Genomic DNA, 24,198 nt, shown 5'->3' with positions numbered 1-24,198 from the left:
GACATCGGCGTGACACAACGCATGGCTGATGACGCTAGTCGTCGCGCCAGAGAGATGTTCGGTTAAATTCAAAGTGAGTGGGGGGAGAATAGGCGTCGGCGTGACGCAGGGCATCGATCAGGGCCATGGCGTCCGCTTTTTTTTGGTCCACATAGTTGTGGCGAAGAATTCGCAGCAATTCGTTGGCGCGCCCACTCGCAATCTCCAAGCAGTTTGCCACGACCGCGTTCCAGCTACGGGCCTTGAAGAACAAAGATCGCGCGCTTTCCGTGAGATGCCGCGCTTCCCGGGCGGAGATCAGACCGCGCGTGCAACAGCCGGCGATCGTTGCGTCGACGTTGACCATCGGAATGGTGATAGCGACATATCCAAGCTCTTTCGGTCCATGCAGCAGTGCGACATCCGCATCGTCGACACGGGTTTCGCTCGCATAGGCCGCAAAGATTTCCCCAATGCCGATCATGCCGAAGGCGTGACACTCTGCCGCTCGCAAGGCACCCATGCTCGCCGCTCCAAAGACCGCCACGCCTTTCGAGAGACCGTAGAGAATTTCCTTGTGCCAGACGGGGGCGACATATTCGAAGGCGCCGTCGATCAATCCGATGGCCCGCGCGCCCTGATCGACCGCCAGCCGCACGTCTCCCTGCATCGCCGGCGGCCTCACACTCATATCGTCGGAGACGAAACGTCCTGCCTCCGGCAGGCTTGGACCGACAAAAAGTACTTTCATAAGGTAAACGATGCTGTCATCGCCCTGCCGCCAAATCTGTGCCGTCGCTCTCCCTCGGGGCTTTCCAGTCCGGGTACCAATATCTTGACGACCGCAAAAGGTGATGTCGGCTCGCTCAATCGGACGGCGATTGCTTGCGTGATACCCGACCGCTCCAAGTTCCCCAGGATTCCTGCGAGGTCGCCTGGACCGGGCAAAGGCGCGCTGCGTGAAGGATCCGCAGAAAACAACTTTAGCAACCGCGCGGGCAGCGGCCGCCGATAGGTTTCATGGAATACGTCATCGCGTGCGCCGCTAATATAAGTGACCCGGGACTGCGCGGCTTCCGTCAGCGCGCGTATGGCAGCGCGTTCGGGGGATGGATGAGCACCGCAGCCGAACGTCACGTCGGCATATCGCGGCGCACGGGACGCGAGCGCGGCTTTCGCCGCTAGGAAGGCGCCGATACACGGTACGCCGATATCGCTTGTCATGTCGAACATGCGCAGCAGGATGCCCGCATCCTCGATCTTCACGATGAGGGACCTAATGTCCTCATCGCTGAATGCGTCGGGTTCCAGACACCTGGAGTGCTGACTGGATTGAGGAAGAACCTGCCACAAGACATGAGCGTCGCGTTCGACGCGCTCGAGAAGACCGTGGAAAATTGCCTCGTCATATGTGTTGCCCGATGCAAGGCCATCCGAAGATTGCCAGTATCGGCAGTTCGACAGGGTCCGATCGAGTGACACGGCTTCGGCCGGAACGTAGACGCGATCAAAACTGAAGAGGTCTTCTCCCGCCGCAAATGCCATAATTTCGGTTGCTCGGGGAGGGGACTGGTTTCGGCCAAGAAACGGCACAAGCAGGTCGACACGCTCGTCGGCATCCAAAAGAGCAGACGCGGAGACATTCCTGATCGACAGGAACGGGTCGCAAGCGACCGCCCGCTCTATGGCCTCCATGACCGCGGATGTTCTCGCATCGGCATCGGCAAGTCCTTTGCCTTGAGCAACCACGATCGATTTTGCGTTTGGAGTATAGGCGCACCAGACCGGAATGCCGATATGATCGAGTCCGGTCTGGCGGCCGATACGGGTTATTCCAAGCGTCTTCAGAAAAGGACGCACCCGCTCATAGGTCTCCTCGGGTAAGCAGATGCGGTCCATCGCTTACGCCGTCGGCAGCTTAGCCATCGAAGACACCGGAGAAAGCCTGTTCGGAGGAGGAGACTGCAACCGCCAGGTTGACGTCTTTGACAATTGTTCCCCCTGCATTTCTAAGATCGTTTGCCGCGGCCAGCGGTCCGGAAACGGGCGGCTGCATCGGCAGGACCGTTCCTGCGTCGATGTCCGCCAGATAAAGCTGATCGTCTCCGGGCAGCCCGATTATCACAACTCTTGCCATATTTACCCCTCAGGTTGTTGGCACGAAAAATCTAAAATCCGGCTTTCAGCAAGCCCTCTCGGTAGAGTTCCTTCTGCCATTGTTCTTTCACCGGAAGCACGGAAAGCCATTTGTCGAGATCGAATTGCGGGTTGAGCTCCTGAGCCCTGCGGCGATGGACGCGTGCCTTCGCGGTATCGCCGGCCATAGCATAACTCGCCGCAAGCAATCTCCGGGCCGACGAGGAGTCCCCCATTTGATCTATGTAGCTGACAGCCTGATGAAATTCACCCAGGAAATAGCTGGCCCCGGCCGCAATCCAGAAATAATCGTCGGGGCATATCGGATTTAAGCGGATAGCTTTGCTGATCTTCGCCAACCCATCGGCGGGCTTCGATGCATGAACCAAAGCGTCGGCATACCCGCATATTGCGTCGGCAAGGTGCGGGCTCAATCCCTCCGCCCGATCGAATGCCTCCAGGCTTCCGTCGACATCGCCGCGGTAAAGCCTCGATAGCCCAAGCTCCCGGTGCGCCGATGCCAGTTCCGGCTCCAAGGCCACCGCTTTTCTTGCCGTTTCTTCCGCCTGAACCAGCAGCTGGGTTTCTCCCCGCGCCGTCAAGACCCATTCCCAGGAGTAGGTACGGGACAAACCCGCCAACGCCGGCGCGAAATCCCCGCGCATTCTCAGCGTTTCTCGAAAGGCGTTTCTGGCCCGGCGCACGTCAGGGAGCGTGAACTTGTTGAGATGCTGGGCACTTGCAAGATAAGACCTATAGACATCCGGATGAGCACGGTAATCAGCGAGCACAATTTCGGTGCGCTGCAGGTGGTCGCTGATGGCCATCACGATCATCTGCGCCACTTGTCTGCGGTGTGAAGCAAGTGAGCTGGCGTTGAGGCGGAAACGCTCCGCCCACAAAACGCTGTCCGAGGGAAGGAATACCATCTGTACGAAGAGGCCTTCGCTGCTGATGTTGGTGTCAAGGACGTAGGAGATGGAATGTCTCTCCAGCTGGGCCATCTTATCCGCATCCTGCCGGATGCGGGCTGCCGTATACGGAGCAACGACCGCCACCGTCCTCAAGGAGCAAAGACTTATCGTGATATCTTCCATCAACGCGCGAGCTGGATAAGCAGAGTTTTGCTCTGTTTCCTGGGGAGGAAGCAATACCAGCCGGGGGAGTTCCATGGGCATCGGGGGGACGATTGCTGTCCCCATGGGCAACGTGAACTCGGTTCGACCGATCGATGATCTAGAGGATCCAATTTGGTCTTCATGACGATGCGCCCCAAGCAGCACCTCGCGCACGGCAGAATCGCCCGGATCGTGTTCGAGGAGTTGTTTTGCGCTATCCTTGACATCGGCCCATTCCGACCGACTTGCCGCGGCGGCTTGTGCCTCGAAGAGTCCCGCGCGAAAACGTTGCCACTGGACCGACCGTTGTTTCTCGACCCATGGTTTCAGGCCGACGGGTAAATTGGCTTCGTCCATAAACTGCCGCGTCATCAATTCCGACATCGCGTTCAATCGCGGCAGCGCTTCAAGATCATTGGAGAAGACGGAGAAGTCCGCCTCAAGGGGCTCGGCGGACCGCTGTACGGTCGAAGCCGTGAAATCGAGTGGAGCGGGCCAGCCGTCCATGGCGCATTTGCGCACGCGCTCGGTCATCTTTCGAAAGTTGATCTTGGCTGCGTCTTGATCGCCTGCCCAAAGCAGCCGCGCCAGATAATCTCGCGGCAGCTCAAATTCATCGCTGGCCAACATATAGGCGAGGCCGAACAGTGCCTTCTGTGGCAGTGGCACTGTCCCTCGTTCCTCGTCAGCAAGCCAAAGGCCGCCGAATGTCACAAGGCGGAGCATCGGAATGATCCGTTAACGCGTTGCGCCCGGATCCGCGTGATCGCGATCCAGACCTGACGGGGGCCCCAAGGATTTGACCAGTTGAACGATGTTTTGGCGCAGCTTCGCATTTGCCACCCTCTGGAATGCCAGATTGAGTTCCACCCCCTCACGGGTTGCCAGAAAGGAGGTCACCGCATCTTCCTCGTGCACGACAGGCTTGCTATCGGTTGCCGATGACGGGGTTGGCGCATCGGCAAAGAAATAGCCGACAGGCGCGTTCAGTATAGTTGCAATCATCTGAAGACGACTGGCGCCAACCCGATTGGTCCCTTTTTCGTATTTCTGTACTTGCTGGAAGGTAATCCCAAGCCCGTCGGCCAGTTTCTCCTGGGACATCTTCAGCATGGCCCGTCTCAATCGGATCCTTGATCCAACATGTACATCAATCGGGTTCGGCTTTTTCTGATCCATCACTGTACCCTCCGTCACGGCTACACAGTGGTATAAACCGAGACTTCGTGCAACTAGGACCTGTCGGCAAAGGTGTGCGCCCGGTGGAGAATCTACGCAAGAAGCATCATGCCAGGTCGCAGGAAGTGGGTAAGGACCTCTCTGACGAGGCTTCATCCGTCGGTTCAGTTTCCCTCGCCATGGCGGACCCACTGGCTGGATCGATCTCGGGACCGGAAGTTCGCTCACGTCCAGCTTTAAAGGGTTCTGCTAATTTACGGCTGTCCGGAAGCAGTCGCCTAACCTCACCCACTTGCTGGTCGCCGCACTCTGCACCGCGTGGGCGGGAGAGGGGCTGCGCCCCTCTCAGGGTAGTTGGTGGCTTTAGCCCATTCGGTTTCCTCCTTTCGGTTCAGAGTTAGAGGCTGTGCTTGGCGCACTGACGGATTGAGAGGGTTGGAGAGAGGCTCCGGCCGGTCCGTCATGGAGAAACCGACATGGCCCAGGCCATCGAAAAGATCACCCTCAGTGCAGCCCGCGATATTCCCTTCAACAAACTGGTGTTGAGCCAGCAGAACGTCCGTAGGATAAAGTCCGGTGTTTCGATCGAGGAGCTCGCGGAAGACATCGCCCATCGCGGTCTTCTGACCAGCCTCAACGTCCGTCCTGAGCTTGACGAGAACGGCGACGAGACTGGCATCTACCGCATTCCCGCCGGTGGCCGCCGCTACCGTGCGCTTGAACGGCTGGTTTCCCAGAAGCGGCTGGCAAAAACCGCAGGCGTTCCCTGCATCGTCAGCCGCGGCGAGACGCTTGAGGTCGAGGACTCGCTTGCAGAGAATGTCCAGCGCGTCAGCCTGCATCCGCTCGACCAGTTCCGCGCCTTCCAGACGCTTCGGGAGCAGGGGCTTGGCGAGGAGGAGATCGCTGCACGGTTCTTCGTCTCGGTCGCAACCGTTAAACAGCGCCTGCGGCTTGCGTCCGTCTCCCCACGGCTCCTCGATTTCTATGCCGAAGACGAGATGACGCTTGAGCAAATCACGGCGTTTTCGATTGCCGACGATCACCTTCGCCAGGAGCAGGTCTGGGATGCGATCTCGGGCTCGCATAGCCGCGAGCCCTACTATATCCGACGCCTGCTGACGGAAACCGCGGTCCGCGCCGCCGATCGTCGCGCCGTTTATGTCGGCATCGATGTCTACGAAGCAGCCGGCGGTGTGGTGATGCGCGACCTGTTCGAGCAGGATCAGGGCGGATGGCTGCAGGATCCTGCATTGCTGGAACGGCTTGCCACGGAAAAACTCAAGGCTGACGCCGAGGCAATCCGGTCGGCCGAGGGCTGGAAATGGGTCGAGACGGCGTTCGACTTCCCGTATGGCCACACATCCGGCCTTCGCCGCGTCTACGGCACCCAGGCCGAGATGACCGAGGAGGAACTGGCGCGCCACGACGCCATCCGCGCTGAATACGACAGGCTCGATGCCGAATATGCCGAGGCCAGCGATTATTCGGAGGCAACTGAACAGAAGCTCGAAGAGCTTGGCGCCGAATTCGATCGGCTGAACGACCGACCGTATGTGTTCGACCCTGAAGATGTTCTCCGCGGTGGCGTCTTCATCTCGCTCGCCGCCAGTGGCGAACTCAAGATCGAACGCGGTTTCGTGCGACCGGAAGACGAGCTACGGGCAGATTTCGCTTCAAGCGATGCCGACGGCAGTGGAGACAGCAACTCGTCCGCAGCCGCAGCCGCGGCACCGAGCGAGGTGGTCGATCAAGCCGACGACGATGACGAGGCAATCAAGCCGCTTCCCGATCGTCTTGTTCTCGACTTGACCGCAGCACGGACCATCGCGTTGCGCAACGCGCTCGCCAACGATCCGCTCATGGCCTTTATCGCCGTGCTGCATGCCTTTGTGCTGAAGACCTTCTATCTCAATGGCTCGGATTCGTGCCTGGAACTGACATTGCAAAGTGCTCGGTTCAGCCAGACCCCCGGGCTTGGCGACACTGTTTGGGCCAAGGAAATCGACCAGCGGCAGGAGGCCTGGGGACATGATCTTCCCAAGGACCCGAACGACCTCTGGGCGTTTCTGATCGCGCTTGACGAGGTGAGTCGTCAGGCGCTGTTCGCGCATTGCGCCTCGCTGTCGATCAACGCGGTCATCGAGCCGTGGAACAAACGCACTCGCGCATGCCGATCTCCTGGCCCGCTCGATCGGCTTCGGCATGGTAGAGGCCGGCTGGGTGCCGACGGCCGACAACTATCTCGGACGCGTCACCAAGGCTCGCATTCTGCAGGCGGTCCGCGAGGCCAAAGGCGATCAATCGGCGGAGCTGATCGGCCATCTCAAGAAGGCCGATATGGCCCGCGAGGCCGAACGGCTGATGACCGGCAGCGGCTGGCTCCCCGAGCCTTTCCGTCTCGCCACAGACGTCGCTTCCGTCGACGAAGCGACCAGCGCAACCGGCGAGGTTTCCAGTGAGGGTGCCGACGAGCCCGGGAATCCCGATCTCCCGGCATTCCTGACCGATGATGCCGATGATGTGTCCACGCAGAAGGACGAGCTCGACGAGCAGCAGCACCCCGACGCAGCCGAATAGTCGTTTTTTGCGATCAACCCACGGCCCGGCTCCGCAAGGAGACCGGACCGTTTCCAGTTTCAGGAGTAGTCCAATGCCCGACTTTACGATCGAAACCACCTACCATTTGCCGATTTTCCGGCATCGCACCTACGCCGCCGAAACGCTCGAGGCGGCCTGCCGCGCGGCCATCGAGGACGACAATTGGGATATCGTCGAGAAAGATCACGAATCGCCCGGCGAAGTCCATGTCAGTGGCATCTGGGGAGGCACGCATAGCGCTTATACCGGCCCGTCGATCCCGGTGCCCTCGCAATTCGATGAAGCCGTCGAGCGACGTGCACGTTATTTCGAGATCCTGCTCGGCCTGCTGAAGATCTTCTTCGATGACGCGCATGCAGCGCGGCCGCCATCACCCGACTGGCTGACGCGTTCGGCTTGGGAGATTGCGCGGGGCCGCCATTCTCGGCCGCGCGCCGGACCCTGATCAGCCTGTCGATCCACCGAAGGCAAGCCATATCCTCGCTCGCCTACAGGAAGATCAGGTTCGCAATGCGATCGCGGCCGTGCTGGATGTCGACCGCAGTTTCGGTGCGCTATCGCCGGCCGCGGTGACCGACGACGAAATCCATGCGGCGTGCCTCAACATCGCGATAACGATTGACCTCTCCGACGTCGTCGGCAACGCCGAATTCCAGTCAGCACTTGCAGCGATCCGGGCAGCGCATCGGCGCCTTTATCCAGACTGACTGAAGACCATCCACTTCGCTTCCCCTCAACCCAGCCTGGCCACAGCGCCGGGCGCTTGTTTTTCAGGAGACACTCCAATGAACACTTTAGTCCCCAGCACGCGGCCGGTGTCCTCCGGCTTCAAGGTCGATATCTCGCGCGGCGAACGTATCGGCCGGGTCTCGTCCGAATGGTTTTCCCGTCCAGACGACGAGCGGTTCCTGTCGTTGACAGAGCTTTACGAAACCGTCCGGTCCCGGGCCGAGCGCGCGCATGCCCGAACCGTCGAAAGCGCTGCGATCCGGGTCGAGGCCACACGTGACAATACCGAGCGGCTCGAACTCGTCGTTCCCGGCCGGCATCAGCCGATCGCGCCGACCCATTGGAGCTACGGCCAGCTCTGCGGCTTGGTCGGCGCGCCGGCGACCTATATGCGTCAGCTGCCCGCGCCGCTCGCGGCGATCAACCTGCAGCACGGCCTGCTTAATCATCGTGCGGAATTGGTGAAGACGCTCGAAATGGAGGACGGCCGTGTCGAGCTACGAGCGGTAACGGGCCTGGAATACGGGCGGATCTGGGACCATGAACTTGTGTCAGCGATCATGAAGATTGCCGGCAATGGAACCGGCGATACGATCTGGAAGGTGCCCGGCCTTCTCGACTGGGCCAGCATGACCCACAATCCATTCGTCGATATCTCCAAGGATACGACCACGCTCTATGCCTCGGATCGAGACGTGTTCGTGTTTCTCGTCGACGATACCCATCCCATCGAGGCCGGGCGGCTTCGCAACGGAGAGCCTGATCTGTATTTCAGGGGCTTTTATGCCTGGAACAGCGAGGTCGGATCGAAGACGCTCGGCATCGCCTCATTCTACCTTCGGGCCGTGTGTGCCAACCGAAACATTTGGGGCAGCGAAAATTTTGAGGAAATCACCATCCGGCACTCGAAATTCGCGGCCGATCGTTTCGCCCACGAAGCAGCACCCGCACTGACGAGCTTTGCCAATTCCTCTCCCGCGTCGTTCGTTGCAGGCATCAAGGCGGCTCGCGAGCGCAGTGTTGCGCGAGATGATGAGGACCGCCAGGCGTTCTTGCGCCGGCGCGGCTTCTCGAAAACGGAGACCGCCAAGATCATCGAAACAGTTCTTTCCGAAGAAGGCCGGCCGCCCGAGTCGATCTTCGATTTTGTGCAGGGCATCACCGCGCTCGCCCGCGGCAAGACCAATCAGGACACGCGCCTGGAGCTTGAGGGCAAGGCGAAAAAACTACTCGAGAGCGCCGCCTGACGATTTCCATACGCGGTTGGGCTCCGAACTCCAGGCGCGTCTCAAAATCCCGTCATCGTCATCCCAGAGCCCGGCCAAGCACCGGGCATCTTTATGTCTGGAGCACCCCAATGGCCATCCCCGATCATGCCCGCACAAACTTCGACACGCTGCTGCGCACCGCGTCCGAGGGCAATCTTGCTCTCTTGGAATGCCTGGATGCCGCGACGCGCGAGCCGCGTTACGTGCTTTGCGCCGTCAGCCGCAGTGAGGACGAATACGTTTTCACGCCGTTCGGCCATCTCGCCGACGGCAATCCTTACGAAGCCTATCTGCCGCCCGGCCCCGATGATCCGACCGGCTTCATTGCGAGTTCGGCAACCTAAGCGCTGATGATCGCTGGCTGAGTTTCAGTCGGCGATCCCGCAATTCCTCGCCGGCTACCCCCCGTTTTGCTCATCCAAACCTTCGGCAGGACGCTTGGGGTGCGCCGCTCTTTCCTCAATTTTGGAGCATCGTCCGATGAGTATCATCTCGCATCCTCAAACCGTCTCCACCTCTCCACGACCTCATGTCAGAAGCAGCGCTGAAGCACTTTTGGATGCTGCCGCTCAAATCACGTCGCTTCTTGAACGGGGTAAAGCCGTCGGCACCGCTGATTTGCGGCAAATCATGAATGAGGCATTTGGCGGCAGCGACGCCGAGGGCTTTTGGCTCTGGAAAGATGCCTATGAGGCAACGGAAGCCGCCCAGGTTCTGTTTCTGCGCAAGTTCGGTCCGGCGATCATGGCCCGCACGGATGCACGGCAATCTGTGCTCTCGATGTTAACGAAGGTGGCAAAGCTCGTGCCAACCCATAGCCGGCGATCCACGGAGAGCCAGGCGCTGCAGCAGCTATCGACACCATTGCCGCTTGCCTATGTCGCAGCCCTCGCCGCCGATATGATAGCGGCCGACGTGGTGCTGGAACCGTCGGCCGGGACCGGCCTCCTGGCGATCTTCGCAGAGCTCGCACACGCACGCCTATCGCTCAACGAATATGCCTCCGTCCGCCACTCACTGCTGGCACAGCTTTTTCCCAGAGCGTCGATCTCGCAGCACGACGCCGCCCATATCGACGACTATCTCGATCGCACTGTGCGGCCGGCCGTGGTGCTGATGAACCCGCCGTTCTCCGCCGGCGTTCACGTCGAGGGCCGAGTCACTGACGCCGCCTGGCGTCATCTCGCCGCAGCCTTTGCCCGCCTTGCCCCCGGCGGCCGATTGGTCGCGATCACCGGCTCAGGCCTTTCCCCCGATAACCGCTCATGGCGCGACGCCTTCGTCCGGCTCCAATGGGAGGGCACCGTCCTGTTCAGTGCAGCGATGGATGGCGGAATCTACGCCCGCCATGGCACCACGACGGAGACGCGGCTCACCGTCTTCGACAAGATTCCCGCCGATGATCCGGCCAAGGTGGTGGCGTCGAAGGGCACCGCGCCCGATCTGGAAACGCTGCTCGCCTGGATCAGCGGCCTTCCAACGCGTTCGCCATCGCCGACGTCCATCGGCACGCTCTCCGACGGAACCCACCGTCATGTCGTAGCGAAGACGGCGGCGCGCAAGGCCGCCGGCGCCGTGCAGCCTGTGGCGGTCATCGCTCCTCCGCATCGGCCAACTGCTGCCGCCCGGATTCCCCGCGCAACGGTCGAGCATCTCGCACCTGTGAGCGATGAAATCATCGAACTCTCCTACGAACTGCACGATGCTGCTGCGCCGGACCATATTGGCGCCGCCGATGGTCTCTACGAGCCCTATCGGCTGCAGTCGATCCACATCCCCGACGCAAGGCCCCATCCCGACACGCTGGTCGAATCCCTTGCCATGGCATCCGTCGCACCGCCGAAACCGACCTATCGTCCGCACCTGCCGAAGCGCACCGTCACCAGCGGCGATCTCTCGGACGCCCAGCTCGAGAGCGTCATCTATGCCGGCGAAGCCCATTCCGGTTATCTCGCCGGCTACTGGAATGTCGATGCCTCCTTCGACAACCTGAAGGCTGTCGCGCCTGACATCGACCACGCCGTTCGCTTCCGTCGCGGCTGGTTCCTCGGCGATGGCACGGGCGCGGGCAAGGGCCGCCAGGCCGCCGGCATCATCCTGGACAATTGGCTCAAAGGCCGCCGTCGCCATGTCTGGATTTCGAAGTCCGACAAGCTGATCGAGGACGCCCAGCGTGACTGGGGCGCGCTGGGCCAGGAAAAGCTGCTGGTGACCCCGCTGTCGCGGTTCCGCCAGGGCAGGTCGATCAAGCTGGAAGAGGGCATCCTCTTTACGACCTTTGCGACGTTGCGCAGCGATGAGCGCGAGGGCAAGCGCTCGCGGGTTCAGCAGATCGTCGACTGGCTCGGCGACGATTTCGACGGCGTGATCGTCTTCGACGAAGGCCATGCGATGGCAAACGCAGCCGGCGGCAAGTCCGAGCGCGGCGACAAGGCGGCGTCGCAGCAGGGCAGGGCTGGCCTTCGCCTGCAACGTGCCCTTCCGGACGCCCGTATTGTCTACGTCTCGGCGACCGGCGCATCGGAAGTCGAATCGCTGGCCTATGCCGAGCGCCTCGGTCTCTGGGGCAGCAGCGACTTTCCTTTTCCCACACGCTCGGAGTTCATTGCCGCGATCGAAGACGGCGGTGTCGCCGCCATGGAAGTTCTCGCAAGAGACCTGAAAGCCATGGGCCTCTACGCATCGCGCTCACTGTCCTTCGAGGGCGTCGAATACGAGATCCTCGAGCACGAGCTGACCGAGGAACAGGTGCGCATCTACGATTCCTATGCCGAGGCATTCCAGGTGATCCACAATCATCTGGATGCGGCGATGGAGGCCTCCGGTATTACCGGCAAAAGCGGTACGCTGAACAACAATGCCAAGGCCGCGGCGCGTTCTGCCTTCGAAAGCTCGAAGCAGCGCTTCTTCAACCATCTGCTGATCAGCATGAAGACTCCGGCCCTGCTTGCAGCGACCGCCAAGGATCTGGAAGATGGCCACGCCGCCATTGTCCAGATCGTTTCCACGGGGGCAGCACTGACCGAACGCCGTCTGTCGCAAATCCCGACCGAGGAATGGGGCGATCTGCAGGTCGACGTGACGCCGCGGGAATATGTCTTATCCCGAGTTCGGGATAAGACATAATATGCCGCGTCCGCGTTATGCAGAGCACGGCGGGTCAACTCTTTGATCTGCTTTTTCATTTCCTGATCTCCACTTGGCATAATCATAGGCACCGGGCGGAGATCGCCCGGCACTGTTTTCGGTGGTGGCTGTTCAGATTTACTGGTGCCGTGGGTTGGTTGCGGCCGCGAGAGCGGCCATCAGCTTGTCCGATGGCTCCCGGAATCTTCCGGGCTTGATAAGCGGGGCATGATGCGCTTCGAGAAGAGCAAGCTTCTCGGTCGGGTCGGCGCGCAAATACATCTCGGTGGTCTGGATGCTGGCATGACCGAGCCAGAGCGCCACCTTACGGACGTCTCCGGTTGCCTGGAGCGTGTGCATGGCACAGCTATGCCGAAGCACGTGCGGCGTGACGCTCTTGCTGGCAATCGACGGCACCGTCTTGCCGGCTTTGGCAACGTGCAAGCTGAGCCTGTAGGCGAATCCATCGCGGCTCATGCGTTTGCCGTCCCGGCTCAGGAAGAGTTCTGGACCGTGACCATCTGGCCGAACGGCCAGCCATGCACGCAATGCGGCCTGAGTTTCTTTCCAGAGCGGCAGGATACGTTCTCGTCGTCCCTTGCCGAGGACGCGAACGCTGGAAAGCGATCTGTCGGGGAAGTCTTCCATCCGCATCGCCAACAGTTCGGATGCCCGCAAACCCGCGGCATAAGCGAGATGGAGCATCGCGCGGTCACGCAGGCCGCCGCGTGTGCGGATATCGGGTGCCGCAAGCAGCGCTCCGATCTCTTCCCGAGTCAGATAGTCGATAAGCCGGGTGTCCGTTCGTTTGACCGGCAGCGCCCGGATCATCATAGCCTGCTCCAGGCAGGCCGGTTGCCGATGTTCGACGAAGCGAAAGAACGCCTTGATCGCCGAGAGCCTTGCATTGCGAGAACGGGCGGTATTGTCCCGCCCTTCTTCCACATGCCGCAGAAATGCTCGCACGAGTCCAACGTCGAGATCCTCGATCATGAGGTCGGAGGGCTGTCGTTTGAGCCGAGCGGCGGTGAAACGCAGCAAGAGCGTGAATGCATGCGCGTAGCTCGCGATTGTATGCGGGCTTGCACCACGTTCATTCGGAAGGTGGTTTTGCAGGAACGCAGAAAGGTCAGGAGCGAGCGGAGTCATGCTGCACCTCCGACAAAAGCGCCTTCGGTCGCTGAAGCGATCGTGCGCAACAGGACAGGTGTCGCCTCGAGATACCAATAGGTGTTGGCAACCTCGGCATGGCCGAGGTAGGTGCTCAGCGCAAGCATGTGTCGCTGAATGGCCTGCGGATCATTCCCGCAGGCTTCCAGAGACCGCACTGCGAAGGTGTGGCGTAGATCGTGCAGCCGGGGACCAGGCCCCGTTGGGTTGCGGTACCCGAGCTGTCGAACAATCCGGACGAAAACCACATGGGCTCTGGTCCTGGTCGGCGCATGACCGTGACCCAGCACAAAAAGATCGTCGCTTGCGCCGCGAACCTCACGTCGGACGGCAAGGTATTGCTCAAGCGCAGTGTGGGTTGAAGCGTGCAACGGGACAATGCGGCTTTTACCGAACTTGCCGCTGCGAACCATGAGGCCGTCATCCGTCAGATCATCGTAGCGGAGGGAAAGAGCTTCCGAAATGCGGAGCCCTGTCGAGGCAAGCAATCCGAACAGATGATGATATGTAAGCGGGCTGATCGGAGCCAAGCCCGGCACCTTCAGGGCCTCCGCCATGATGTCTGTGATCTGATCCGGCATCAGAATGTAAGGAGCTGGCCGCCGCCGTCTGCCGCGCCCCATCAGCCCTGCGGCCGGCACTTCATGCCGTGGGTCTTCACCGTGCAGAAACTCGGCAAAGGCGCGTGCGAGGCCAAAACGGATACGGGCGGCGTTCGGCGTAGCCGCTTCACGCACCCATTCTAGTATCAACTCGACGGTTATGATGGTTGCGGCTCTTTCGCTGGCGAGTACAGCGAATTGACTCAGTGCCTGTTCCTGCGCATCGAACTTCTTGCCGAGGGCGCGATGCAACTGGATGTAGCGATCGACGTCGTGGTGCATCATGACGCTGCTCCCGGCCACGGCTGGGCAACGGCTGCCAGCATCAAGATATCCACCTTCGCGTAGATCGCGGTCGTGTCCCGAGAGGCATGCCGGAGGGCGATGCCGATCTGATCAAGGTCGGCACCGTCGCCCAGCCAGGCGGACGCCAGTGAATGACGGAACACATGAGATCCTGTCGGCAGGTAGGAGAAACCACCACGCTTCAGGACGCGGGCGACGATGCCGGCGATCTCGGCCGAAGAACGCAGCGGTGTAAACGGCGCCTGTGTCCGCAGAAATACCCGGTCCGTCGAGACGACGGGCCGCGCATCCTCGATGTAGGCGAGAAGTGCGTCACCCGCATCTTGGGGCAACGGCAGCATCGTCCCGCGACGACTTTTGCCGTGCAACCGTAATCGACTGGCCCGCCAGTCGATATCGGATAGACGCAGTTGCCACACATCCCCCGCCCGCAGCGCCATTCGCGCGAGCAGCAGGAGGATGGCGCGATCCCGGATATCGACCGGTGTCGTCGTGCCAGATGAGGCGATGATATCTTCAATCGTCGCTGCCGGGATCACACGCGGAACAGTTGATAGCTTCCGTCGAACTGCTGGCGGTACTGCATGCAGCAGAAATGGGGCGCAAAGACCCTGGCTCACGGTGAAGCGCAGAAACGCGCGCAGCACGGTCACCGTCATACGGATCGAAGCACGCGATCGTTCTTGGCGTTGATCCAGAACGATAGAGCGGATGGTTGCTGCATTGTAATGCGCTGGATCCTGGCCGAGTACGCCGATCCAGCGTCCGGCCTCGTGCTGGTAGCGCCGGATCGTCTCCTCAGTTGCCCCACGCTCGCGGCGCAGCCATTCGGCTAAGCCGTCCAGCCGCGGATCGATCGCCAGAGTATCGGGTGGCGCAGAGAGATTGATCACACCCCGTTCACGCAGGAAATTGACGAAGCGACGGGCACCGCGACGGCGATCTCTAGTTCCTGTGCCGGTCACCCGTCTGCCCCGCTTGGTTCGGATACCGCACCGACAATCGTGCAGAGCGAACTGTTCAATGGTGTCGTCGGTGATCTCCTCTGCAGGAATGCGCACCTGCAAGATCCATTCGGCGAAATGCCGTGCCTGACTTAATCGTCCAGCATAGGTCGGCTTGCTATAGCCGACGGCTCTAAGCCCGACTGCGAACTCTGGCAGGTATTTGTCCAGCCGTTCGACACTGGTCGCAACGGTCACGATCCCGGCATTCTCCAGATAACGGAGGAACCGGCGGACATCGGTCATGTAGATCGCGTCACGCAACTGCCGGGAGCTGTAGCGCCCGCAACGACAGCGATGCCGGGCGAAACGATCAACCGCGGCCGCATCGAGATCCTTGTAGGCGATATCGTGGGCACTTGCCCACTTCAGAAAATGTCGCGCCGCGCTCAGGGCACCTGCCGAGAGCTTGAGGTGCTGCGCCAGATAGCCCTGGACGAGAGCACGATCGTCGAGAACGGCGGCGCGTGGGTCACTGCCGGAGCGAGAGTTGGGGTGGGAAGCCATGAGGGTGTCCTTCTGCTGTTGAGAGCAGAGGCATCATGATTATGCCAAGTGGAGATCAGAAATGAAAAAGCAGATCAAAGAGTTGACCCGCCGTGCTCTGCATAACGCGGACGCGGCATATTATGTCATAGACTACCTCATGCACTCCTTCCCGGTGCAGCTCTTCGAGGAATTCTCCGACGCCGAGGGCAATCTCAGTTCCCGGCCGGTCCATGACGTGGATGGCAACCCTGTCATCTGCCGGGAGGCCGAACGGCGTCGCGACGAACTGCTCGAAACACTCGGCAGCCTGCCGGCCATCCCGACGGCGCTCGACCAGATCGTCCAGCACTTCGGAACCGAGCGCGTTGCCGAAATCACCGGCCGCTCGCGCCGCATCGTTCGCCGCGACGACGGCAGCACGATCGCCCGCTATGGGGTGGAGAGCCGGCCGGGCAGCGCCAATCTCGACGAAGCGCGTGCCTTCATGGATGACGAGAAAGCCATTCTCGTCTTCAGCGATGCCGGTGGAACCGGGAGATCCTATCACGCGGATCTCGCCGCACGGAACCAGCGCCTGCGCCTGCATAATCTTCTGGAAGCGGGATGGCGCGCCGACGTCGCGATCCAAGGCCTCGGTCGCAGCCATCGCACCAACCAGAAACAGCCGCCGCGCTTCCGGATGATCGCAACGAACGTCAAGGCGGAACGGCGATTCCTCTCGACCATCGCCCGCCGCCTCGACACCCTGGGCGCCATCACCCGCGGCCAGCGCCAGACCGGCGGGCAGGGCATGTTCCGCAGCGAGGATAATCTCGAATCCCAGTATGCTCGCGATGCACTCAGGCAGTTCTACGGCCTGCTTCACGCCGGCAAGATCGAGGGCTGCTCGCTCGATAGGTTTGAGAGCATCACGGGCCTGTCGTTGACATCGGACGAGGGTGGGCTCAAGGACGAGCTCCCTCCGATCCAGACCTTCCTCAATCGCATGCTGGCGCTCACCATCGCGATGCAGAACGTGCTGTTCGAAGCCTTCGAGCAGCTGCTTGCGGCACGCGTCGAAGGAGCGATCGCCGCTGGAATCTACGACAAGGGATTGGAGACGATCACCGCCGAGAGCATGACGGTCACCGACCGCCGGCTGATCTATACACATCCGGTCACCGGCGCGCAGTCGCACCTGCTGACCATAGAACGCAGAGATCGCAACGCACCGATGTTGTTCCATGACGCGCAGGCTCTCGTCAGACGGGAGCCGCGGGCGAAGCTGATGATGAACGGAAAGTCGGGCCGGCCGGCGGTGATGGTGCCGACCCGCTCGATCATACTCGAGGATGGCTCCGTCCAACCGGGCGTGTCGCTGATCCGGCCGATGGACGAGCTCCGTTTCGAGGTCCGCCAGCTCCAGGAAACGAACTGGCAGGAGGTCGACCAACAGGTCTTCGCCCTTGCCTGGCATGCCGAAGTCGCTGGTTTGCCGGAATTTTCGACGTCGGTGATGCACATCGTCAGCGGACTGCTGCTGCCGATCTGGAGGTTGCTGCCGCACGATTTTTGCCGGGTGCGGCGTCTCCAGATGGGCGACGGTGAGCGAATCATCGGACGTGTCATTGCACCGGACCGGCTTGCCGGCCTTTGCCGCAACTTCGGAATCGGGCAGAATACGCTGATCGCGCCGGAACAGGTCTGGGCGTCGCTAGTCGACGGGTCCTCGATCGTCGGCCTTGCCGGCGATATGACGCTCCGCCGGGTGCGGGTGATGAGCGAGTACCGCATCGAACTTGCCGGCTTCACGGATGGCATGCGCGACTGGCTGCGGTCGATCGGCCTGTTCTCCGAGATGATCAATTGGAAGCTGCGTTTCTTCGTGCCGACGACCGACGAGGGTCCGGTAATCCTCACGCAGTTGATGCAGCGTCATCGCCTTGTCGATACCGCGCGCCGGTCGTGACGGAGGTCTGCCATGCTCTCCGCCTCCGATCTGGCGGACCGTCTCGCGCAAGACGCGGAGGCGTTCTGCCGCCACTATCTCTCCGCCGGCCGCCGGGCCGGCAACTACTGGCTCGTCGGCGACGTCGCCAATCGTAAGGGCCGGTCTCTCTATGTGCATCTGACCGGCCCACGTGCCGGCCGATGGACAGATGCGGCGACCGGTCAGTTCGGTGATCTGCTCGATCTCGTTCGTGAGAGCTGTGGTCTTGTGGATTTCCGTGACGTTGCCGAGGAGGCGCGCTACTTTCTCAGCCTGCCCCAACCAGAACCGATGTCGTTCCGTCGTAGTGACGCCAGCGACGCTGCACCGGTCGAGAGGCCCGCGGCTGAGCGTGCACGGCGTCTATTTCGGATGAGCCAGCCGCTGGCGGGCACGCTTGCCGACGTCTATCTGCGTGAGCGCGGCATCCTGAGGGCATCGATCCACGCAGCGTTGCGCTTCCATCCGTCCTGCTACTACCGGGATCTGGCCACCGGCCGGACGTCCAGCTATCCGGCCCTGGTCGCAGCTGTGACCGATCACGCCGGTGCGATCACCGGCGTCCACCGCACGTATCTATCCACAGGGCTCGACCCGGGCGGCGTCGGCAAGGCCAAGGTGGACGATCCCCGCCGCGCGCTTGGTGGGCTGCTCGGCAATGGTGTGCGATTGCGCTTTCCTGTCGATGAACCCGTTCCTCTCATGGCGGCGGGCGAGGGCCTTGAAACCATGCTGTCGCTCTCGCACGTGATGCCCGGCATGCCGATGGTCGCGGCCCTGACGGCCAATCACCTCGCGGCCTTCAACTTCCCGCCCGGATGCCGGCGCCTCTACATCGCCGCCGACGCGGATGCCGCCGGCCGGCATGGGATCGAGGGACTGAGCCGACGGGCGCAGGCGCACGGAATCCTGCCGCTGGTGCTGTCGCCGGAGCTCGGCGACTTCAACGAGGATCTGCGCTGGCTGGGTCCCGACCGGCTGACCGCAAGCCTCAGGGCTCAACTCATCCCCGAACACACGATGACCTTCCTCCCCGCCTGAAGCTGGGCGAAAAGGCTGGGGGAGGGGCTAGCGGCGGCACTGGCGAAGGGCGTCCATTGGCCTCATTCCGGATGGGCGCGCCCGCGGGCCTGCCGAGAGGCGACCCTTACCACGCGGGCGTGCGGGCCTTCAACGGGTCAGTCGGTTTCTTCCCCTGCCGGTCCATTTTCGCGCATCGGCTCTTCCGAAAACCGGTTCCCACTTTTCGCGCCGATGCGATGGCCCGTCATTCCTCGCGGATCAAGAAACCCTCTTGTCCCCGCCCGGCGCTTCGCTGGGCCGCTGCGCTTCACTCGCGGTTCCGGCCTCGGCCCGCGTGACCGGGTTCGCCGTCAGGCCGCGAGAGGCGCGGCCCACCGAACGGAGACCACCATGGACCTGATCCTTTCCGCCGACGCCGGCTTCGAGCCCAACCACGCTTCCTCCCCGACAGACCGCTTCATCTACGAAATGCAGGTCTTCGGCTATCGTCCCTTCCAGGGCGAGCCCGACCCGCGGCCATTGCCCGAAGAGCCGATCGTCCAGGCTTCGCTCACCGCCGTCTTCGACGCCCTCGCCGAGATGCTCGGCGATACCCGGCTGGAGCCCGATCTCGAAGATCTGTTCTGGTCGATCCCCAATCTCTTCCATCGCGCCGGCGAGCGCATCCAGCGCGAGCTCGACCGAAACGAGGAGGCGCAGCGCACCGGACAGCGCGAACAGGACGGCTCCGAGGTGAAAAGTGTCGAGCTCGAGCGTCTGATCGCCGAGGGCATCACGCTGTTGGAACGCCGCAATGCCTTCGAGTTCATGCGCGATTTTTCCGCCGACCTGTTCGAGGCGCAGACCGGATCGTCCTGGCGACCGCGCACCGGCTCCAAGGTCAATCACGCCCATATGACCGCGGCGATGATCGACTCCAGAGATTTCCTTTCGGCTCGCCGTCGCGCCGAGACCGAGGTGTTGATCCCCGCCGGCACCAAGATCGCGTTCTCTGGCGGCATGGACTATAACGATCATGAGCGGATCTGGGCGAAGCTCGATCAGGCGCATGCGAAACATCCCGACATGGTCCTGTTGCATGGCGGCTCGCCAAAAGGCGCCGAACGTATCGCCGCCTGCTGGGCTGAAGCCCGCAAGGTGACGCAGATCACTTTCAAGCCCAACTGGACCAGGCATGCCAAGGCTGCGCCGTTCCGGCGCAATGACGAGATGCTTTCGGTCATGCCCGTCGGATTGATCGTCTTTCCCGGAAACGGCATCACCGGCAATCTCGCCGACAAGGCACGCCGGCTCGGCATTCCGGTCTGGCAGGCTTCAGGAGACGGCGCGTAAGCGCCGTCTCCCCGGATACATGGAAAAGATGGAAAATATGGGAAAAATGGAGTATATGGGAATCGAAGTGGAGATCTTTGCGATGAAGCAGTTCACGACAGGCGACCTCAACAAGCAGATCGGCGATATCACCGATGCGGCGAGCCGCGAGCCGGTCATGCTCACCCGGCACAAGAAGCCGCGTTTCGTGCTGATGAGCTACGAGCACTATGAGCGCATGCGCAGCGGTGGCGACCCGCGCCGCGCCTTTCATATCTCGGAAATGCCCGCCGAGCATGCGGAACTGTTCGACGAGGCGCTCGATCGGCTAGCACGCGGCGAAGGCTACGACGATGAGCCGTGAATTCCGCCCCGGCGAGGTCATCTCCTATCCGTACCTGTGGGCCTGGCAGCAGCAGCGCGGCGAAACCGAGGGCCGCAAACAGCGCCCCGTCTGCGTTGTCATCGCTATCCGAAGTGCAACCGATGGAATACCCATCTCGCGCTTCTCGCCATCGCCACGCAGCCACAGACGGCTCGCATCGCTCTGGAGATCCCGGAGATCGAGCGCAAGCGTGCGGGCTTAAGTGATCTAAAGCAGTGCTGGATCATGGTCGACGAATACAATTACGATATCCTCGAACGCTCCTGGTACATTGAGCCCGATCAGGACATCCTCGGCCGCTTCAGCAAACCCTTCATGGTGAAGATCGCCAGACTGTTTGCCGAGGCGCGCGGCCGAACCGGCCGGGTCAGCCGCCTCGACTAAGGCGTGCCGCCGCTTCATGCCGCTTCTTACGCGTCTTGTTTCCCACCGCCCTCCCGAAGTCGTCTCCGCCACGGCGCATCTCTGACGCTATCTGATTGATGCGGCCACGATTGCGTAATTGGCCGGCCCATCGCGGGCGGTTCTCGATCGATCTCGATGCCTGACCGTCGCGGCACTCCGGGGCGACATCCCTTGAAATCAGGTCTGTTACTCGGTTTCGCTCCGCAGAACTGCAGTCGCGTCAGGGAAAGGCCGACAGTTCGAGTGTCATGCCGACCGAAGCCGTCTTCGATGATGAGGATGGATAAGGACGGTGCTGATCACTCGCGTCGCGTCGGACTGGTTGACGGCTAGCGTCCTTTGACCCGAACACCACCGACGCATGTCACGAGCGCGGCACTCCGCGCGGCAGCAAACGGCCGCCACGGCGAGGTCTCCTGCCGACGTCGCAATCAAAGACCATTCCCGTTCTTTTGTCGCCTTTCTAAGGGACCGGCCGCGATCAGCGTCAACCCGCAAGGGGTTTCCCTTCGCTACGCTGCGGTGACGCCTGCGGCGCGGCCCCTTCTTCGGGCGCCATCGGGAATGGTCCCGATGCAACGAAGGAGACAATCCCATGGCTACCACGATCGCAACCCTCACCGAAAAGACCGACGGCACACTCGAAGGCATCTTCGCCACCATCCGGGTCAACGCCCCGATCGCCATCGTCCCGAACGCCAACAAGGCGAGCGAGGAAGCACCCGACTACCGCATCATCCACCGCAAGACCGGTTTCGAAATCGGCGCCGCATGGAACCGCATCTCCCGCCAGACCGGCGAGGAATACATCTCCACGAAACTGGAAGCGCCCGAGATCGGCGTGATCTTCGGCAACGTCGCCCCGGCGCCCGGCGGGGAGCCCGGCAAGAAGGTCATCCTCTGGAACAGCCCGGCCTGACTGGGACTGCCGGCCTCCTAGCGGGGCCGGCTTCTTCTCCCAGCCAGCAACCGGCAACAAAGGATCTCCCCATGAGCCGCTATACCACCACCGTTACGAAAATCGCCTCATGTCACGTCGACCCAGACGCCACTATCGGCTATGATCGCCCTCTGCAGACGTTCTTCCTTCAGGCTTTCGCAACTCCCGATGGCGCGGATCTCGAACTTTGGCTTGGTACGGAATATCAGGAATTCGAAACACTTGCAGCCTTGCGCGCTGCAGCTGTCAATCAAGGCTTTGATTTCGTGCCGCTCGCATCTGGCACTCTTCACCGGCTGCTGGACGATCATAGCCGTGAAGCAGTCCGACCGGTCAGTGAAACGATCGTTCAGGATCTGCTGAACAATGCTGCTCCCTGCTGAGCGGCGTATTTCAAAAAACAAACAGCCCGGCCACAAGCCGGGCTGTTTTTATGCCTGCTCACAAGATCACTTGTTCAGCGCGTCCTTGAGAGCCTTGGCCGGCGTGAAGGCTAGCTTTTTAGCAGCTGCCACCTTGATAGTCGCGCCGGTTGCTGGATTGCGAGCTTCGCGCTCCGGCGTATTTTTGATTTTAAACTTGCCGAACCCCGGAAGGCTCGTTTCGTTGCCGGCAATAGCTGCTTCGGTGATCGAAGCGATCACCGCTTCGACAATCGCCTTGCCCTGTGCTTTGGTTACGCTGTGTTCGCCGGCGATCTTGTCGGCGATTTCGTTTGTGGTCGTCATTTCTTCTCTCCGCATCGAAGTTGATCCGAAATCCCTGACAGGCGGAAGTCGGCCTGTCATTGACGCGATGCCGAAGAAGTATTCCGCAACCCCGGATTTCCACAGTTTCCAACGGGTCGATAGCCCTTCTGGCGTTTCCTGCGGGCGAGATCCAGGAAATGCATCGCAGCCTCACGCTCCGTCGCGAACACCTCGGTCTTTTCGCCGCCGCGCGATCCGATCCGGCCCCAGCGGCGTACGACGGCCATCTCTGCGAACAGGGTCGGCTGCATGGACAGGGCATAAGAGCGTGCCATGTTTTTCGTCGCGTCGATGCGCTGGCAATAGAGCCGGAAGGTGTAAGTCGCCATGGGCAAACGATGATGAAGAGACGCCAGCGTGTCCGACGACAGTTTTGAATCGATGGAGGCGCTTGGATTCACGACTTTGATGAATGCTGGCGATCATCGAGGAGTCACGATAGAAGTCGCTTTTCATCAACGGGTAGACGGCAATGGACGACGCACTCACGATCGACAGCCGTGGAGATTTCGGCCCATGGGCGATCGAGGCCGCCAAGCAGATCGTCGGCGAACAGCGGTTCGAGCTGGCGAAAGCCGCGCGGGACGGCACCGAGGGAGAACTTCGTGACGCGGGAAGCGGCCTCGGGCAGGCAATCACCAATGCGCTCCTGGAAGTTTATGACGGGTTGCTGGACGGTGCCCAGGACGAATAGGCTGACGACCTAGGCCGGCAGCGGCGGCATCTCACCCTCGGTGACCCGCCAGATCCAGGATTCAAGATCCGGCCGCGCATCGATCATCTCGCCCAAGGCAGCCTGGAAGTCATCACCGGCATCCGGTGGGACGATATAGAGCGCGCAGGGCAGGGGCATTGCTTCGGGTAGGACCGCATTTGCTAACGGGTGAATGCGCGGGAGATTGAACCTCAACCCCTTTACCGACTTGGAGCGCAGGCGCCCGAGTCGATCGACAAGCAGCTGTTCATAGGCGCTCTCGATCGGCAGCCATTGTTCGGTAACAGCCATCAGGGCAATCTCGTTGATGGTGGTAATGCCGGCTGGCGTGCCCCCTATCGTCATGATCGCCATCAGATGCGATGTCTCGGTGCTCTGCCAAAGCATCAGCTCCGTTTCGAACCGCCGTTGCAGGGACCGCCATGCAGGCTCTTCGAGATAGAGCCGGAAGCCCGGCATGTGTTTGATCACCACCTGACGGCCGTTGCGCGCCTCTGCGAACTCCTTGATCTCCCCAATCAGCACCATCAGCTTTTTCGCCCCGGCCGCCGCCTGGAAGAGGCCCACAAGCTTTTGGGCCCGGCGCTGTTCGATCGCCGCCTTGTCACCGGCGCGGAACGGTTCGGGAATGAGCAGCCGGTCGGCCAGTGCCTGCCCACGAACCTCCGTCCGCCGGGCGGCTTCGCACAGATGGTGATAGACCTGCGACCAGTGCCGCTTGCCTATCCAATGCGACGTCCATTCCGTCAGCCCGCTCTCATGCCAGAGGAAATGCAGCAGCCCACGCAGAGACAATTTTTGGGTCTTGTTTCTCACACTGTCGGCTGACGCGGCGCTTCCGTTTGGTCTTGCGACCGCGCCGCGCTTCGACAGAGAGAAGTCTAGCATCAGCGATGCGGTACCGGCGGTCGGATCGAACTTGATCGCGCGCCCCATCAAGGGTCCAAGGCCTGACAGTTCGTAGGGCGGTTCGTATGAAGGGCAGGCCGGATCG

General features: G+C 61.4%; 19 protein-coding genes and 5 pseudogenes. 13 read left to right on the top strand and 11 right to left on the bottom strand.

What is annotated here, in order from left to right; translation table 11 throughout:
* Positions 1-34: 34 nt before the first annotated feature.
* From MOV63_RS09115 to MOV63_RS09095, 5 genes are all read right to left on the bottom strand, one after another.
* Positions 35-649: a TfuA-like protein gene (locus MOV63_RS09115; protein ID WP_309500819.1), complete on the bottom strand. Its 615-nt coding sequence runs from the start codon at positions 647-649 to the stop codon at positions 35-37.
* A 77-nt stretch (positions 650-726) separates the two neighbouring features.
* On the bottom strand, positions 727-1,878 hold the full coding sequence (locus tag MOV63_RS09110; protein WP_247033366.1) for a YcaO-like family protein: 1,152 nt from the start codon (positions 1,876-1,878) through the stop codon (positions 727-729).
* 19 nt (positions 1,879-1,897) lie between these two features.
* Positions 1,898-2,116, bottom strand: a complete 219-nt coding sequence (locus tag MOV63_RS09105; RefSeq protein WP_040124903.1) for a hypothetical protein — start codon at positions 2,114-2,116, stop codon at positions 1,898-1,900.
* A gap of 31 nt (positions 2,117-2,147) precedes the next feature.
* Positions 2,148-3,959, bottom strand: coding sequence for a peptide antibiotic resistance protein (locus tag MOV63_RS09100; protein WP_247033365.1), 1,812 nt, complete (start codon positions 3,957-3,959; stop codon positions 2,148-2,150).
* A 12-nt stretch (positions 3,960-3,971) separates the two neighbouring features.
* Entirely contained in the window at positions 3,972-4,412 is a 441-nt protein-coding gene (locus MOV63_RS09095; RefSeq protein WP_151046383.1) for a helix-turn-helix domain-containing protein, read from the bottom strand.
* Positions 4,413-4,888: 476 nt separating this feature from the next.
* On the opposite strand from MOV63_RS09095, the pseudogene MOV63_RS09090 reads away from it, so the two are divergent.
* The 5 genes and pseudogenes from MOV63_RS09090 to MOV63_RS09070 all read left to right on the top strand — a co-directional run.
* A pseudogene (locus MOV63_RS09090) lies at positions 4,889-6,992 on the top strand (ParB/RepB/Spo0J family partition protein).
* 73 nt (positions 6,993-7,065) lie between these two features.
* Positions 7,066-7,720, top strand: a pseudogene (locus MOV63_RS09085) (hypothetical protein).
* Between the two features lie 78 nt (positions 7,721-7,798).
* Positions 7,799-8,989: a hypothetical protein gene (locus tag MOV63_RS09080; RefSeq protein WP_040124895.1), complete on the top strand. Its 1,191-nt coding sequence runs from the start codon at positions 7,799-7,801 to the stop codon at positions 8,987-8,989.
* A 110-nt stretch (positions 8,990-9,099) separates the two neighbouring features.
* Positions 9,100-9,354: a DUF6117 family protein gene (locus tag MOV63_RS09075; RefSeq protein ID WP_040124893.1), complete on the top strand. Its 255-nt coding sequence runs from the start codon at positions 9,100-9,102 to the stop codon at positions 9,352-9,354.
* 136 nt (positions 9,355-9,490) lie between these two features.
* Positions 9,491-12,109, top strand: a pseudogene (locus MOV63_RS09070) (strawberry notch-like NTP hydrolase domain-containing protein); the annotation flags it as partial.
* Positions 12,110-12,274: 165 nt separating this feature from the next.
* On the opposite strand, the gene MOV63_RS09065 reads toward MOV63_RS09070, so the two are convergent.
* The 3 genes from MOV63_RS09065 to MOV63_RS09055 are packed head-to-tail and all read right to left on the bottom strand — an operon-like array spanning position 12,275 to position 15,725.
* A complete protein-coding gene (locus MOV63_RS09065) occupies positions 12,275-13,285 on the bottom strand; it encodes a tyrosine-type recombinase/integrase (protein ID WP_247033363.1) in 1,011 nt (336 codons plus the stop codon).
* On the bottom strand, positions 13,282-14,193 hold the full coding sequence (locus MOV63_RS09060; protein WP_247033361.1) for a tyrosine-type recombinase/integrase: 912 nt from the start codon (positions 14,191-14,193) through the stop codon (positions 13,282-13,284). The genes MOV63_RS09065 and MOV63_RS09060 overlap by 4 nt, the downstream gene beginning before the upstream one ends.
* Positions 14,190-15,725, bottom strand: a complete 1,536-nt coding sequence (locus MOV63_RS09055) for a tyrosine-type recombinase/integrase (protein WP_247033359.1) — start codon at positions 15,723-15,725, stop codon at positions 14,190-14,192. The genes MOV63_RS09060 and MOV63_RS09055 overlap by 4 nt, the downstream gene beginning before the upstream one ends.
* A 121-nt stretch (positions 15,726-15,846) precedes the next feature.
* Between MOV63_RS09055 and MOV63_RS09050 the strand changes: the two are divergent.
* The 7 genes and pseudogenes from MOV63_RS09050 to MOV63_RS09020 form a co-directional block, all read left to right on the top strand.
* Positions 15,847-17,655: pseudogene (locus tag MOV63_RS09050) on the top strand (strawberry notch C-terminal domain-containing protein); the annotation flags it as partial.
* A gap of 12 nt (positions 17,656-17,667) precedes the next feature.
* Positions 17,668-18,717 (top strand): toprim domain-containing protein, encoded by a 1,050-nt coding sequence (locus MOV63_RS09045; RefSeq protein WP_247033358.1) that lies wholly within the window; start codon positions 17,668-17,670, stop codon positions 18,715-18,717.
* Positions 18,718-19,089: 372 nt separating this feature from the next.
* Positions 19,090-20,031 (top strand): DUF2493 domain-containing protein, encoded by a 942-nt coding sequence (locus MOV63_RS09040; RefSeq protein WP_040124889.1) that lies wholly within the window; start codon positions 19,090-19,092, stop codon positions 20,029-20,031.
* A gap of 82 nt (positions 20,032-20,113) precedes the next feature.
* Positions 20,114-20,374, top strand: coding sequence for a type II toxin-antitoxin system Phd/YefM family antitoxin (locus tag MOV63_RS09035; RefSeq protein WP_040125807.1), 261 nt, complete (start codon positions 20,114-20,116; stop codon positions 20,372-20,374).
* Positions 20,364-20,779: pseudogene (locus tag MOV63_RS09030) on the top strand (hypothetical protein). Before MOV63_RS09035 ends, MOV63_RS09030 begins: the two are co-directional and overlap by 11 nt.
* Positions 20,780-21,395: 616 nt before the next feature.
* Positions 21,396-21,719 (top strand): DUF736 family protein, encoded by a 324-nt coding sequence (locus tag MOV63_RS09025; protein WP_040124887.1) that lies wholly within the window; start codon positions 21,396-21,398, stop codon positions 21,717-21,719.
* A gap of 71 nt (positions 21,720-21,790) precedes the next feature.
* Positions 21,791-22,123 (top strand): hypothetical protein, encoded by a 333-nt coding sequence (locus tag MOV63_RS09020; protein ID WP_040124886.1) that lies wholly within the window; start codon positions 21,791-21,793, stop codon positions 22,121-22,123.
* A 66-nt stretch (positions 22,124-22,189) separates the two neighbouring features.
* On the opposite strand, the gene MOV63_RS09015 is transcribed toward MOV63_RS09020, so the two are convergent.
* On the bottom strand, positions 22,190-22,468 hold the full coding sequence (locus tag MOV63_RS09015) for an HU family DNA-binding protein (protein WP_040124885.1): 279 nt from the start codon (positions 22,466-22,468) through the stop codon (positions 22,190-22,192).
* A 56-nt stretch (positions 22,469-22,524) separates the two neighbouring features.
* Positions 22,525-22,818 (bottom strand): WGR domain-containing protein, encoded by a 294-nt coding sequence (locus tag MOV63_RS09010; protein WP_247033357.1) that lies wholly within the window; start codon positions 22,816-22,818, stop codon positions 22,525-22,527.
* A gap of 143 nt (positions 22,819-22,961) precedes the next feature.
* Here MOV63_RS09010 and MOV63_RS09005 point away from each other — a divergent pair, with 143 nt between their 5' ends.
* Positions 22,962-23,183 (top strand): hypothetical protein, encoded by a 222-nt coding sequence (locus MOV63_RS09005; protein ID WP_247033356.1) that lies wholly within the window; start codon positions 22,962-22,964, stop codon positions 23,181-23,183.
* 9 nt (positions 23,184-23,192) lie between these two features.
* Here MOV63_RS09005 and MOV63_RS09000 read toward each other — a convergent pair.
* On the bottom strand, positions 23,193-24,198 hold a 1,006-nt coding region (locus MOV63_RS09000; RefSeq protein WP_247033355.1), incomplete at its 5' end, for a DUF1173 family protein.

The organism is Neorhizobium sp. SHOUNA12A, from assembly GCF_023006505.1.
In the GTDB taxonomy this organism is placed as follows: Bacteria; Pseudomonadota; Alphaproteobacteria; order Rhizobiales; family Rhizobiaceae; genus Neorhizobium.
Note: the sequence above shows the minus strand (reverse complement) of the source record. Positions and strands in the feature narration are given on the sequence as shown.